Annotated in this window: 13 protein-coding genes and 2 pseudogenes; 10 read left to right on the top strand and 5 right to left on the bottom strand. The window is 59.5% G+C overall.

Annotated elements, in window-relative coordinates; translation table 11 throughout:
• Window positions 1-186 precede the first annotated feature (186 nt).
• From WMW70_RS21310 to WMW70_RS21270, 9 genes are all read left to right on the top strand, one after another.
• Window positions 187-663: an Lrp/AsnC family transcriptional regulator gene (locus WMW70_RS21310; RefSeq protein WP_341439473.1), complete on the top strand. Its 477-nt coding sequence runs from the start codon at window positions 187-189 to the stop codon at window positions 661-663.
• Between the two features lie 245 nt (window positions 664-908).
• Complete coding sequence (locus WMW70_RS21305) at window positions 909-2,381, top strand: NAD-dependent succinate-semialdehyde dehydrogenase (RefSeq protein ID WP_341439472.1); 1,473 nt, start codon at window positions 909-911, stop codon at window positions 2,379-2,381.
• 52 nt (window positions 2,382-2,433) lie between these two features.
• Window positions 2,434-3,840, top strand: a complete 1,407-nt coding sequence (locus tag WMW70_RS21300; RefSeq protein ID WP_341439471.1) for an aspartate aminotransferase family protein — start codon at window positions 2,434-2,436, stop codon at window positions 3,838-3,840.
• A 75-nt stretch (window positions 3,841-3,915) separates the two neighbouring features.
• A complete protein-coding gene (eutB, locus tag WMW70_RS21295; RefSeq protein ID WP_341439470.1) occupies window positions 3,916-4,911 on the top strand; it encodes a hydroxyectoine utilization dehydratase EutB in 996 nt (331 codons plus the stop codon).
• The gene (locus tag WMW70_RS21290) at window positions 4,898-5,842 is read left to right on the top strand and encodes a cyclodeaminase (protein WP_341439469.1); all 945 of its coding nucleotides are present in this window, start codon (window positions 4,898-4,900) and stop codon (window positions 5,840-5,842) included. Before eutB ends, WMW70_RS21290 begins: the two co-directional genes overlap by 14 nt.
• A gap of 1 nt (window position 5,843) precedes the next feature.
• Window positions 5,844-6,632, top strand: a complete 789-nt coding sequence (locus tag WMW70_RS21285) for a maleate cis-trans isomerase family protein (RefSeq protein ID WP_341439468.1) — start codon at window positions 5,844-5,846, stop codon at window positions 6,630-6,632.
• 109 nt (window positions 6,633-6,741) lie between these two features.
• A complete protein-coding gene (locus WMW70_RS21280) occupies window positions 6,742-7,611 on the top strand; it encodes a DMT family transporter (RefSeq protein WP_341439467.1) in 870 nt (289 codons plus the stop codon).
• A 273-nt stretch (window positions 7,612-7,884) separates the two neighbouring features.
• A complete protein-coding gene (gene pyp, locus WMW70_RS21275) occupies window positions 7,885-8,262 on the top strand; it encodes a photoactive yellow protein (protein WP_341439466.1) in 378 nt (125 codons plus the stop codon).
• 38 nt (window positions 8,263-8,300) lie between these two features.
• A complete protein-coding gene (locus WMW70_RS21270; RefSeq protein ID WP_341439465.1) occupies window positions 8,301-9,545 on the top strand; it encodes an AMP-binding protein in 1,245 nt (414 codons plus the stop codon).
• A 124-nt stretch (window positions 9,546-9,669) separates the two neighbouring features.
• Here the strand turns inward: WMW70_RS21270 and WMW70_RS21265 are convergent.
• Both WMW70_RS21265 and WMW70_RS21260 read right to left on the bottom strand, forming a co-directional pair.
• Window positions 9,670-9,958, bottom strand: a pseudogene (locus WMW70_RS21265) (IS3 family transposase); the annotation flags it as partial.
• Window positions 9,959-9,981: 23 nt separating this feature from the next.
• Window positions 9,982-10,188, bottom strand: a complete 207-nt coding sequence (locus WMW70_RS21260) for a transposase (protein ID WP_341439464.1) — start codon at window positions 10,186-10,188, stop codon at window positions 9,982-9,984.
• Between the two features lie 131 nt (window positions 10,189-10,319).
• Here WMW70_RS21260 and WMW70_RS21255 point away from each other — a divergent pair, with 131 nt between their 5' ends.
• Window positions 10,320-10,829: a ProQ/FinO family protein gene (locus WMW70_RS21255; RefSeq protein ID WP_341439463.1), complete on the top strand. Its 510-nt coding sequence runs from the start codon at window positions 10,320-10,322 to the stop codon at window positions 10,827-10,829.
• Between the two features lie 61 nt (window positions 10,830-10,890).
• On the opposite strand, the pseudogene WMW70_RS21250 reads toward WMW70_RS21255, so the two are convergent.
• From WMW70_RS21250 to WMW70_RS21240, 3 genes and pseudogenes are all read right to left on the bottom strand, one after another.
• Window positions 10,891-11,156 (bottom strand): annotated as a pseudogene (locus WMW70_RS21250) (JAB domain-containing protein); the annotation flags it as partial.
• A 447-nt stretch (window positions 11,157-11,603) separates the two neighbouring features.
• Window positions 11,604-12,422 (bottom strand): hypothetical protein, encoded by an 819-nt coding sequence (locus WMW70_RS21245; protein ID WP_341439462.1) that lies wholly within the window; start codon window positions 12,420-12,422, stop codon window positions 11,604-11,606.
• 31 nt (window positions 12,423-12,453) lie between these two features.
• Window positions 12,454-14,040 (bottom strand): asparaginase domain-containing protein, encoded by a 1,587-nt coding sequence (locus WMW70_RS21240; RefSeq protein WP_341439461.1) that lies wholly within the window; start codon window positions 14,038-14,040, stop codon window positions 12,454-12,456.

Raw genomic sequence — 14,040 nt, 5'->3', positions numbered from 1 at the left:
CCTTTTGCCGGCGGGTTACTCCGCCGGTTTTTTTAGTTGTGTTGCCTGGCCCCGGGCGGACACCTGTTCTGGGCTGGCACCCAAGATTGTGTGAACTCTGCGCACCTGGGCGCTCAGTAACACCTCTGCCGATCCATCTCGTCATATATGGCGGAGGGCGGCCTTTTTTTCGACGTGGAGCGGTTTATGCGTCTGGACAGCTACGACCTGAAGATTCTGCGCATTCTGCAGAGCAATGGACGAATCACCAAATCCAGCCTGGCCGAAGCCATCAATCTGTCGATCAGCCCCTGCTGGGAGCGGGTCAAGCGCCTGGAAGAGGCCGGTATCATCCGCGGCTACGGTGCCCAACTGAACACCGAGATTCTGCTCAAGCGGGCCTCGGTGATGGTTGAGATCAGCCTCAAGCAACATAACCGCGAAGCCTTCCTGCGTTTTGAAAATGCCATGCAGGACTGTCCCGAAGTCACTGAGTGCTACGCCACTGGCGGCGGTATCGACTATATCGTCAAGGTCATGGCGCGCGACATCGACCAGTACCAACGCCTGATCGACCGTTGGCTGATGACCGACCTGGGCATCGAGCGCTATTTCACCTACATCGTCACCAAGACCATCAAGCACAGCGAACCACCGCTGTTGTTGGATGGTGAAGAAGTCTAGTCGCCACTTCTGTAACCCTTCTCGAACCCGCCCGGTGTAGCGGTTTTTCCTGCCTGCTCCGGCCCGGGCAGCCGCACAGAAAAAAACCTCGGCAAGCCACCGGCAAAGAAAAAAAACACAGTCCACTCGCCCCCTTGAAGAGAAAAAGTCGCTGACCGACTAGCCCTAAAGTGGGAGCCGTAAACACGCACCACGTCCTGCGCCGCGAACTCGCCGCGGCCAGGCAAGTAGAGGGGACACGGTCCATGCACATGCTTAAAGATCCACGCTTGGTTCGCCAGTTGGCTTACGTCAATGGCAAATGGATTGCTGGCCACGGGGGGCGCGATGAAGCGGTCATCGATCCGGCCAGCGAAGAAACCATCGGGCGTTGCACCCAACTCGATGCCAGCCAGGTCGAGCACGCCATCGATGCTGCGCAGGCCGCCTTGCCTGGCTGGCGCGCACTGTCGGTAGATGCCCGCGGCGTGATCCTGGGCAAGTGGCATGATTTGCTGCTGGAGAACAAGGAAGATCTGGCTCGGCTGATGACTCTGGAACAGGGCAAACCGATCGATGAGGCCCGTGGCGAAATTGACTACGCTGCCTCCTTCATTCGCTGGTTTGCCGAGGAGGCTCGTCGCGCCTACGGCGAGACCATCCCCAGTCATATCCGTAACGCCCAGCTGGGTAGCGTACGCGAGCCGATAGGCGTGGCGGCCTTGATCACACCGTGGAATTTTCCTTGCGCGATGATCACCCGCAAGGCCGCAGCGGCTCTGGCCGTGGGCTGCACTGTACTGGTCAAGCCGGCCGGTGAGACGCCGTTCTCCGCCCTGGCTTTGGCCGAACTGGCTGAACGCGCCGGCTTCCCTGCGGGGGTGTTCAACGTCATCACCGGCGAGCCGGAAATGGTTTCCCAGGTGCTCTGCGCCAGCGACAAGGTCAAGGCATTGTCCTTTACTGGTTCGACCCGGGTCGGCCGCCTGTTACTGCAACAGGCCGCGGCCACGGTGAAGAAGTGCTCGATGGAATTGGGCGGCAATGCCCCCTTCATCGTCTTGCCGGACATGGACGTCGAGGAGGCAGCCCAGGCCGCTATCGACGCCAAGTTCCAGACTACCGGTCAGGACTGCCTGGCGGCTAACCGCATCTTCGTTCATCGCTCGCTGTACGAGCCGTTTCTCGCGGCTTTTGCCCGGCGCATGGGCGAGCTGACCGTAGGCAACGGCCTGGCCCGTGGAGTCAATCAGGGGCCGCTGATCAACGCCAAGGCGGTGGCCAAGGCCCAGGAACTAGTGGACGACGCCGTAGCCAAGGGGGCGCGCCTGCTAATCGGCGACCAGGGGCAGGCACCCGGGCGCAACTTCTTTATGCCGACCCTGCTGGCCGAGGTGACCGCAGACATGCGCGTCTATCGAGAGGAAAACTTCGCCCCAGTGGCCGGCGTGCTGGCCTGGGACGACTTGGAACAGCTGATCGCCCAGGCCAATGACACCGAATACGGCTTGGCCGCCTACGTCTACGGTCACGACATGCGTCCGGTATGGCAGCTGCTGCGCGGCCTGGAGTTCGGCATGGTCAGTGTCAACTCGGTGAAGATGACCGGCCCACCCGTTCCCTTTGGTGGCGTCAAGCAGTCCGGCCTCGGTCGCGAAGGCTCGCGCCACGGACTCGATGAGTACAGCCAGATCAAATATTACTGCCTGGGCGGCCTGCCCAGTGCCAGCGGCAGTTGAGTTGAAACCGCCGCAACATCGACCAAAAAACGTATTCCATGAGGGCAATGCCATGACTATCGACACCCAAAAGATCATCGAGATCGACCGCCAGAACGTTTTTCACGCTTCCACCCACCTCAAGCAGCACGCCCACGGTGAGAGCCCGGCGCGGATCATCACCGGTGCCCAGGGCATCCGCATCCAGGACTCGCTGGGCAACCAGTTCATCGATGGCTTCGCTGGCCTGTACTGCGTGAACATCGGCTACGGCCGCACTGAGATGGCCGAGGCGATCTACGAGCAAGCCAAGCAGCTGGCCTACTATCACACCTATGTCGGCCATACCACCGAGGGCATGGCCACCCTGTCCGAGCGTATCGTCAAGCTCGCCGGTCAGGGCATGAGCAAAGTCTACTACGGCATGTCCGGCTCGGACGCCAACGAGACCCAGCTCAAGCTGGTCTGGTACTACAACAACATCCTCGGCCGTAAGGAGAAGAAGAAGGTCATCTCCCGCGACCGTGGCTACCACGGCTCAAGCATCGCGTCCGGCTCGATGACCGGTCTGCCGGTGTTTCACGCCCACTTCGACCTGCCACTGGAGCGCATCAAACACACAGTGGCACCTGTTTACTACCGTCGTCCCGACGACGCCATGAGCGAGCTGGAGTTCTCCCGCTACTGCGCGCAGAAGCTGGAAGAGATGATCCTCGCTGAGGGGCCGGACACTGTGGCGGCGATGATCGGCGAGCCGGTTCTCGGCACCGGCGGCATCGTGCCGCCACCGCAGGGCTACTGGGCGGAGATCCGTAAGGTGCTGGACAAGTACGACATCCTGTTGATCGCTGACGAGGTCGTCTGCGGCTTTGGTCGCCTGGGCGTCGATTTCGGCTCGCAATACTACGAGATGAAGCCGGATTTGATCACCGTGGCCAAGGGCCTGACTTCGGCCTACCAGCCGCTGTCCGGGGTGATCGTTGGCGAGCGTGTGTGGCAGGTGCTGGAGCAGGGCACGGATACCTACGGTGCCATCGGTCACGGCTACACCTACTCTGGCCACCCGATGGGCATCGCCTCGGCCATTGCCAATCTGAACATCATCGAGCGCGAGAACCTCACCGGCAACGCCCGTGACACCGGTGCCTACCTGCAGCAGCGCATGCAGGCCACTTTTGCTGACCATCCGTTGGTCGGTGAAACGCGCGGCATCGGCCTGCTCGCGGCTCTGGAGTTCTCCAGTGACCGCAGCAAGCGCCAGCATTTCGACCCGAACCTCAAGGTCGGCCCGCAGATTTCCGCTGCCTGCCTGGAGGAGGGTCTGATCGCCCGCGCTATGCCACACGGCGACATCCTCGGCTTTGCCCCGCCGCTGGTGGTCACTCGTGACGAAGTTGATGACATCGTGGCTCGTGCCGAGCGAGCGGTGAACAAGGTGACCGACAAGCTGATCAGCAGTGGTGCTTGGCAGGCGAAATAAGGCAACCCTCTCATGCGGCTGGGCTCATAAGAGCAACCAGCCGCTTTGGTTATCGGTGGTTTTCTGGGGATTGGCATGCAACAAGAACTGACCCTGCACGATATCTATCTAGCGCGCCAACGTATTGCCGGGTTGGTCTTGCGATCACCGATGGTGCGCTCCGAATCGTTGTCGCGGCGATGGAACTGCGAGGCGTGGCTGAAGCTCGACAACCTGCAGCCTACCGGAGCCTTCAAGCTGCGTGGGGCCACTAACGCGTTGCTCGGCCTTGATCCGGCGCAGCGGGCGCGTGGCGTGGTGACTATGTCCACCGGTAACTTCGGGCGCGCCCTGGCCTATGCCGGGCAGCACCTGGGTATTCCGGTCACCGTGTGTATTTCGCGCCTGGTGCCCAACAACAAGGTCGAGGCGTTGCGCGCCAGCGGTGCCGACCTGGTGATCCATGGCAACTGTCAGGATGACGCCGACATCGAGGCACACCGTCTACGCGACGAGCAAGGCCTGGCCTATATCCCGCCGTTCGACGATCCGCTGGTGATTGCTGGTCAGGGCACCTGTGGCCTGGAGATCATGGAGGAGCAGCCAGATATCGACCTGGTGTTTGCCGGCCTGTCCGGCGGCGGCCTGATCGCCGGCCTGGGCCTGGCGCTGAAGAGCATCAATCCGGCCGTCGAGCTGGTCGGCGTGAGTATGCGCGACGGTGCGGCGATGCTTGAGAGCCTGGCTGCCGGCCATCCGGTGCAGGTCCCCGAGGTGGCGTCGCTGGCCGACAGTTTGGGTGGCGGCATTGGCTTGGACAACGCCTGGACCTTCGCCATGACCCAGCGTTACATGGATCGCGGCTACAAGGTTGATGAGGCGCAGATCGCCCGCGCCATACTGCACTTCCTGCATGAGGAGAAGATGTTGGTGGAGGGGGCGGCCGCCGTCGGTGTCGCCGCCGTCGAACAGCATCGCCTGGATCTGGCTGGGCGTCGTGTGGCCTTCGTGGTCAGCGGCCAGAACCTGTCAAATGAAACCTTTGCCGAGGCCTGCCGCCTGGCCGGAGAGCATCCTTATGCACATCTATAAGCGCAAGCAGATCGCCGAGCGGGTCAAACTCGATCAGGCCGCCCTGGAGGCGGTCGAGGCCGGTTTCGCCGCCCTCGGCCGTGGCGAGGTGGAGATGCCGCCGATCCTCAGCATGAACATTGCCGAGAGTAACGGCGAGGTCGATGTGAAGACCGCACATATCCGCGGCTGGCCGCGTTTCGCAATAAAAATCAGCCCGGGTTTCTTCGACAATCCCTCGCTCGGCCTGCCTAGCCTTAATGGCCTGATGCTGCTGTTCTCGGCCAAGACCGGGCTGGTCGAAGCGGTCTTGTTCGACGAGGGCTACCTGACCGACATCCGTACCGCGCTGGCCGGTGCCATCGCCGCCAAGCATCTTTCGCGCACCGATGCACGCAGCGTCGCGGTGATCGGAGCAGGCCTGCAGGCAGACCTGCAGGTGGCCGCCTTGTGCCTGGTGCGCGACATCCGCGAGGTGCATGTGCATGCGCGTGATCGAATCAAAGCCGAACTCTATGCTACTCGTATCCGGGCCCACCACGGCTTGCCGGTGACCGTGCACACCAGCGCCGCCAGCGCCTGTGCCCATGCCGACATCGTGGTCACCACCACACCGGCTCGCGAGCCAGTATTGCGCTGGAGTGACCTTCCTAAAGGTATCCACGTTACCGCTATGGGCTCTGACAACCCCCATAAGAACGAGCTTGAACCGACTATTCTGGCCAGCGCCGACCTGCTGGTGGTCGACCGTCTCAGCCAGTCACAGGCCCTCGGCGAGCTGCACCACGCGCCGGCCTTGCAGCGTGAGGTGTTCGAACTGGGTAGCCTGATTGCGCAGGGTTGCACCCTGCGCAGCAGTGCTGAGCAGATCAGTGTGTGCGATCTGACCGGCACTGGGGTGCAGGACACCGCGATTGCCAACTATGCGGCACGTCTGCTCGAGGAGACCTGAGATGAGCGCTTCTTTCGCCGATTTCCAGAAGCTACAACGGGTCTTCCCCTTTCAGCGTGCTGCTGATGACGGACATGTGCGCTTGGGCCTGGTGCAGCTTGCCAGTGATTTCACTCTGGAAAACGAGTGGCGTCAGTTGCTCGGTGAGCGGGTCGAGCTATACAGCACCCGCACCCCTTGTAGCCCCACCGTGACTGCCGAAGGGTTGCGCGGTCTGGCGCAGACTCTTGCCCAGTCCAGTGAGCTCTTGGTGCCTGGTTTGCCGCTGGACGTGCTGGCCTTCGGCTGCACTTCCGGGAGCATGCTGATAGGCGAACAGGAGGTGACGCGCTTGCTCAACCAGGCCCATCCGGGGGTTCCGGTCAGCAATCCCTGGAGTGCGGTCAAGGCCGCTTTGCGGGGCCTTGATGCACGGCGTATTGCCGTGCTTACACCCTATATCGGCGAGGTCAACTATCCACTCTGCCAGGGGCTACAGCAGGCTGGTCACGAGGTGGTGGCCTTCGGCACCTTTGCCGTACTGGAAGACGCCGAGATCCCACGTATCCCTGCTGCGGCGATTGAGGCCGCAGCGCTGGAGTTGCTCGCCGGGCAACGGGTCGATGCGTTATTTCTCGCTTGCACCAACCTGCGTACCCTGGGCCTGCTCGACGCACTGGAAAAACGCCTCGGCCTTCCGGTTATTTCAAGTAACCAGGCGCTGTTCTGGCACGCTTTGCAACTGGCCGGTTGCGTGCATCGTCCGCAGGGCTTTGGCAGTTTACTGGTCGACAGTTGTGGGCGGATCTGAAGGTGACCTGCACGGCACGTGGCCCCGAACGTTGAGGCAACAGGCTCTTGCCGGATGTGTTTGAGCGCAGCGATAGCCATCAATTGCCAGTCATATAAGGAAGCCAAAAGTGCAGGATAGACAGAAGGGCTTGTTGCTCACTGCTCTGGGGATGCTGGTGATATCGCCAGATGCCCTGGTACTGCGCTGGTTGGCCGGCGATGCCATGCAGATCCTGGCCTGGCGTGGTCTGCTGATGGCGTTCGGTCTCGGCCTGCTGTTGACCTGGCGCTATCGCAGCGGGCTGTCTGGGGCATTTCACCGCTGCGGTTGGACCGGAGTCGGCTGCGCGCTTTGCTACTGCTTCAGTACTCTGTGTTTCGTCCATGCCATGGGTTTGGCGGGGGCGGCCAGTACGTTGCTGATCTTCAGTCTGTCGCCTCTCATCGCTGCCGCCTTGGCCTGGGTCTGGCTGGGCGAGCGCCTGGCCCTGCGGACGCTGCTGGCGATTCTGTTGTGTCTGGGCGGTGTGTTGTTGATCGTCGTCGATGAGTCACCGGGCAGCAGCCTAGGTGGCAATCTGTTGGCGCTGGTGGCTGCCACGTTGCTGGCCGGCAACTTCACTCTGGCACGTAGCCAGCCGGCGGTGGACATGAGCCCGGCATTAATCCCCGGTGCGCTGCTAGTGTCGCTGCTGGGGTTCATCTTTGGTGGCACCCCGGATTTTACCGTGCAGCAGTGGTCGGTGCTGGCACTGATGGCCGGCGTGCTGTTGCCGCTGGCATTTATGCTGATTCAGCTCGGTCCGCGTTGGATCAGTGCCACCGAAGTCGGCTTGTTACTGCTATTGGAAGTGGTGCTGGGACCCTTGTGGGTCTGGTGGTTGCTCGACGAGGCCCCTAGCGCCCAGGTCTTGCTGGGTGGCAGCATCATTCTCCTGGCGCTACTTGCTCACAGCCTGCTTAGCTGGCGAGGTGAGGCCGCACCTGTAGCAGTCTAAGCGGCTATATCTGGATGGTGTGCAGCAACTTTCTGCCGGTTCCTTCCCTATAAAACGCTCGACCAGCAGCCGCCATGATTTGATCGGCTGTGGCCGGCATGTAGCGACCTTGCTCGTCGCGAATCCGCAGGGGGGTTAGCTCTTCTTCCCTTCAGGCTTCTCCTGGCCCCACGTGAGCGAGCAGAGACGCTCGATAAATATCTTTGCAATACATGTACATTAAATGCATCCTGTACAACTTAAGGTTAGTGCGCAACCCATCAGGAGTACACCATGGAATTAGTAAGTTTTGGGTCAAACGACATTGAAAACACCCTCGCCAAGATGACCGCAGGGCAACTCGACAAGGTGGCATTTGGTGCCATTCAGCTCGATTCCTCCGGCAAAATCCTGCAGTACAACGCCGCCGAAGGTGACATCACCGGTCGTAAGCCGAGCGAAGTGATTGGCAAGAGCTTTTTCCGTGATGTGGCTCCTTGCACCAATCGCCCGGAGTTCCAGGGCCGTTTCGCTGATGGCGTTAAAAGTGGCAACCTCAATACGATGTTCGAATATGTCTTCGACTATCAAATGAAGCCCACCAAGGTAAAAGTCCACATGAAGAAGGCTTTGACTGGGGACACGTACTGGGTTTTCGTCAAACGCCTCTGATTGCACTCCCGATGCCTCACCAACACGCCGAGATCAGCTTGAACCGACTTGAACTGGATAAAGCCAGCATCCTTGCAGTCATCGTGTCGTTACTTGCTGATGAACTCAAAGCCTTGCGCTACCTTTCCTCACATCAGACTGGTAGCGAACGTTGGGATGCCTCGACCCTGCTAGGTGAGGCACATGGAACCCTTGAGCCTGATCAGCACCTGATCGCCATAGGTGCGGACTCCCTGGAGCTGCTAAGTCTGGCGACCCGCGTTGCCACGTTTTTCAACATTTACGACAGCGGCCTTGAAGATTATCTACTTCGTTTCAAGACCCTTGGTGAATGGGCTGAGTTGGTTGTGAACGCTCGCGTGTGCGGTTCAGAGAACCTCACCTTTGCAACATCCGGCAGCACTGGTACACCGAAACAATGCCCGCAGCAGTGGGATGCTCTAGTCAACGAGGCCCGCTTTTTTGCCACGCAATTTGGTCCAGACACAGAGCAGCCGGCGCAGCGAATTATCGCGCTCAGCCCATGCCACCATATTTACGGCTTCATCTTCAGTGTACTGCTGCCCTTGCAGCTGCAACTGCCTGTTGTCCGTGGCCCACAGGCACTGGCACTGATTAACCAACGCAAGTTGCAGGCAGGCGATCTGCTGATCGGCTTTCCGTTTATCTGGGGCCAACTGAGTCGGCAGGGCACCAGCTTTGCAGCGGGGATTACCGCCATCACCTCCACCGGCCCCTGTGACCCCAGGATTCTTTGTCAACTGAGGCAGCAAGGTCTGGAGCGCATGATCGAGGTATATGGCTCAAGCGAGACCGCCGGCATCGGCCTGCGCAGCGACCCTGAGGTGCCATTCAAACTGCTTCCGCGATGGCGGCGCGGTGGTCACGCCGATACCTTGAGCGAATGCGCCAGCGGCGCAGACTATGAGCTGAACGATCATTTGCAGTGGCTGGATCAGACATATTTTCGACCGACAGGCCGTCGCGACAAGGCTGTTCAGGTAGGCGGGATCAATGTGTTTCCAGCCAGCATCTGCGAGCGTCTGCAGGACCTCCCCGAGGTTGCGGTGGCGGCTGTTCGACTGATGTCCATACATGAAGGCGAACGACTGAAAGCCTTCATCGTGCCTGCCGAGGGCCAGGATGACAACGCAGCCCTTACTGCACTTCTGCAGGCATGGTGCACGCGCAATCTGACTGCGCCGGAGAGGCCCAAAGCCTTCACTTTCGGCTCTTCATTGCCGCACAACGCATTAGGCAAGGAAAGTGACTGGCCTATATAGGATGGTGCACTCATCCGGTGCCGTGCGAGACAGGAATTTAGAGCAAGCTCAAGCAGAACGCTGCACCCGAATTATCACTGTGTTCGGCCTATTTCCTATGGCAAGAGTCCTGCGTTTATGGGTTCTACCCCATGTCCACGGACGGTTTGAAAAGGGCTGAAAACTTCAGATCTTGCCGGGAGACTCTACGACGCATTCGTGGGTTATGGAATCGCTCGATGTAGTCGAGTAAATCCGTCCCGATACGATTGATGGGTAACACGCTCACGCTTGAGCTGACCGAAGAAACCTTCGCAGGCTGCGTTATCGCCACAATGCCCGACGGCACTCATGCTACAAATCAGTGTATTGCGAGTCAGAAAACGCTGGTAATCCGCACTGGTGAATTGGCTGCCGCGTCTCTTAAAAATCACGTTCCTTGGTCACGCGGGCGAGCTCACGCTTGAGGCGGCCACGGGCCACCTGTTCCGGGAAAGGTCTTTTCTGTGCCTGGCTGTGCCTCTCGAACCCAGTGCTTTAACAGGCTCTGTACCACTTCGATCTCTTGGGCGATTTGGCGGCAGCTGGTTCCTGAACGACGGGCCAATTCGACAGCTTCTTGTTTGAACTCGGGGCTGTATTTTTTACGCTTGGATATGAACACTCCTTTAGCTCGACGTGAGCTTACTCGAAAGTGTCCGTGCTAACGGGGTAGAACCCCCTTGATTAGGCTGTGTCAAAAGGCTGCATGGGATAACCTAGCGCCACATTTCAACTGAAGCTGCGAACTGAACGATGGGTTTTGAACAACTAGCTGAGTTACGTGACCGCCTGCGGGCCGAAAAAGTGCAGGTAAAGCCTGATAGCACGAAGCACCGTGCGCGGAAGCCTTCCCCGCAGGCGAAGCTTCGGGAGCAAGACCCTGCGGTCGAAGCGATCTGGCTATTGCAGAAGCACTTTCCATTAGCTTTTCCGGTCAGTCCCGCCCCCAAAGTCCCACTAAAGGAAGGCATTCTCAAGGATGCCGAGCAACACCTGGAGTTGCTTGGAATAACCAGCGAACAGCTCAAGCAGGGCATGGCTACCTGGTGTCGAGGAAGTCGATACTGGGCATGCATGACGGAGAATGCGGCGCGCTTGAACCTAAGCGGCCAGGCAGAAGGCATTGTGACAGCGGCTCAGGCTCTGCATGCGAAGCATCAGGCTACGCGGCAGCGCGGACAAGCTCGACGGAATCAGACAAAGCCGAAAGCGCTCACACAGGACAAGGCTGTCGAAACTGCAGTGGAACAGAGCGTGGATTAAAGGATCACTCGTGGTCGGCACTGAGTCGCTCAATCACTGAGAAGGTGCGCGGTGGATTACCCCCGCGAAACCTCTCAAGGTACTGAATCAGTTGGTGTTTGGCATCCAGGAACAGTGCAGCGAGAACCTCATGTTCGAGCCGGCCAGTTTGGTGATCAAGTACTCCTTGACCCGCTCTGGCGAAGTGAACGCTTCACCACGTTGAGTTTTGAGGTCGATGACCCGGCGCGCCTCTTCCAGAATCTGTTCGGCAGTGGCTGGCAAGTAGCGACCCTGGTCGTCCTGAACCCGTAGCGAAGCGTTAATAGCCAGAGAGCGTTGCGACATGATCGTGCTCCAGTTGCTCGGGCGAAATTGCCCGGAACCGGAATCAGCACGGTGTAGCGCAGCAGTCAGGGGGCGCTAGCCGGCGCTGCCGCAAGTGCGTGAAACGCACGCAGCCCTTGAGGACGAGAACGCCGTGGCAGGGTCAAGACCGTTATTCCACCGATCGTATGGTCACCGCACGCAAGCGAAGCGCGCAGGCTCTTGAGTTTGTCCGTTTGAACTTGAGGGTTTATGACGGTCGCTATCACTTTTGGTTAATCCGCACAGTCGTGAGGATTTTCAGCTCTATCCATTTTTCGGTCACTTAAAACTCACGATCATGTGGATTTTTGAAGAATGGGGGCCTGTAGGCCTGCCTAGACATCACAGCAACCGAGAGCAGACAGGTTCGACCCGGAAATGGCCCAGCGACCTTGGGCCACTGGGCGTTTCGCCATCGGTGTTGGATTAAATAATCTTCACTCCGGTTTCTGGGACAAACATAAAGCAGTAAAAACCGTACTCCACCAGCAGCTCACGGCTATCGGTGCTGGAGACTGGCCCCTGGTTGACCTGCCAATTGGCAGTCATGGGGTTACTGATCGGATTGCCGGCAAAGTCGAAGTTGGTCACTTGGTCTGAACCGTCTTTCTGTGACCAGCTGTCGCAAGCGCCGGACGAGTTGTCACAGCGCGCCCAGTGGTAGTCGCCCGGCCAGTTGGCATCCCCGGCCGTTGAGACCATCAGCGCGACAAAGTGCCCGCCGAGGTAGCCGGCCCCCAGATTGCCTGGTGGCTGTGGGTTAGTACCCTGCTTGCTGGACTTGAACGCAAACAGCTCTTCGAGGCTAGTGCCGACCAACTCCAGCCCATCCTTGACTGCGTAGCTGCTAACCATGGCCCCCAGATCGGAGAAGGGCTGTTGAAAGTTCGCGGCGGTGAGCAGGTAGCCACTCTGCCGTCCTGGCTGAGGAAAGGTGTTTGGTGTGATGTTGCAGCCGTAGGCGTAACAGTTGTTGTTGGGCTGGAACCTGAATGACATGAAGTTGCCCTGGCAGTCGCCTGCGGGGTCGTAGCGACCGGCTGCCTCTCCATATACGGTGGCCGAGTACTGGGGCACGCCAATGGTCTTCTGCTCGGGCACGCTGATTTGTACCGAGATGACCGTAGGGGCTATGTAGTGCTCGTCCGGTACCGCGCCCAGCGCTGGGGCGCGGGTGGTTTGGTGAAAAAAGTCCTGAGGCGCAATAACACCGCTGAATTTGAAGGGGCGTGCTGAACTGTTCATGGCGTATTCCTTTTCGCTGGGTGGATTGGGACTAAGGGTAGAGCTGGCTAGCGCTGGCCATGCTGGAGTAGTTGTACACCTGCATGGTTAGGCTGTTGCTTGGCGCAGAACTCGCGTAATGGCCGCTGATCACCAGCCGCGAAGACGCGCCACCGAACTGGCCGGTATCGCTGGCCCAGATAGCCTGGTTGTTGCGGTTGTAGAACACCAAGTTGCCGTCATCCTGCATGCGCAGGCGACCTGGCAGGTCGCCCGGCTGGATTGTGATGGGGAGGCACCACAGCGGCGTGCTCTGGCCGCTGGCTAGCAGTACCGGACCTTGGTCTGGGGTGTTAGTCAGGCTGGCGCTACCATCCAGGGCGCTGATGCTCTGGTTGGGTAGCAGTTCGGGGTTGATCCGGCTGTCGAGGTAATTGACGCTCTGCATCTCGCCGGCCAGGTTGGTTTGCAGCAGGGTCTGCACCTGCTGACGTGTCCAGCCGTTGGTTGCGGCGGCGGCCATCAGAATCATCAACTTTGCCAGGGCGGCCATGGGCGTCATGTCAGCTGGTGCCAGGGCACCTACCTGGGGCAGCCAGGCACCGGAGGCATAGGCGCTGTTGTTTACCGTACCTGCCAAGACCTGAGTGCAATCGACCAGGTTGACGCCGCTTTGGTTGGCTTGGCTAAGGGCTTGGTAGATGGCCCCTGCGCTGGGTGAGTCCGGATTGCCGGAGGGGAAATTACCTTCGCCATAGGACTCCAGAATGATGCCGCGTGCCCCGGCCGTAACCACAGCGTTTATCAGCGTGGCGAGAAAGGCGCTGGGTGGTGAGATGCTGTAAGGCGCGGGGAATGCGTTCAACTGAACAATCGGAAAATTATTGATGCAGGCCGTTATTTGGTTGAGCTGGTTTTGCTGGCCGGCTAATACGCTTGGGCTCTCCAGGCTTAGGCTAGCGTGCACGGGGCCGGGTAGGCAGGCTGCGTTGTTGAGCGTCAGACTGATGCCATATTCGGCCAGTGCCGGGTAGTTGGGCGATGAGAAAGCGTCGAACTGGCTCGCGTTGGTTTTAACCACGCGGTTGCCGCGGTAGAGGTGGTTGTGAAAGTACACGCACACCTCGGCAATACCGCTTTGTGCGGCCGCGACTGCGCCACAGACGTTCTGATAAGCGTCGGTGTTGAAGTTCAGGCTTAAAGCTTGGTCGCTGCTGGCCTGGTAATACAGCGGCACCTGCGAGCCGGTGATGATCACCGGCTTGTTCAGCACTGCGGTGGCATAGCCATTGGCGTCGAAGCTGTTGAGCAGAAACGCCAGCGCGGCACCCGAGAAGTCCATGCTGTCGGTACCATGGAGAATGACGAAGCCGTCGTAGGCGGCGTAATTGTCCAAGATGCCCTGGGCCATGATGCACCAGTCGGTGGGTTGCAGATTGGTGCTGTCCAGGGTTTTGCTGGCCGACTCGGGGAAACTGATCTGGGTCAGATAGCCGATGCTGAGATCAGGGAACTGCTGCTGCAGGATTGGGTTGAGCAACTGCTCACTGGCCGCTGCAAAGGCCGTGGCGCTCATCGGTGCCAGCGGGTCGCCGACGCAGCTGATAGTCCCGCCAGTGTTGATAATCGCGATATGCAT

Origin of the sequence: Pseudomonas sp. XK-1, assembly GCF_038069885.1 — a bacterium.
Classification (GTDB): Bacteria; Pseudomonadota; Gammaproteobacteria; order Pseudomonadales; family Pseudomonadaceae; genus Aquipseudomonas.
The sequence above is the reverse complement of the archived record's forward strand: the minus strand, read 5'-3'. Positions and strand labels throughout refer to the sequence as shown.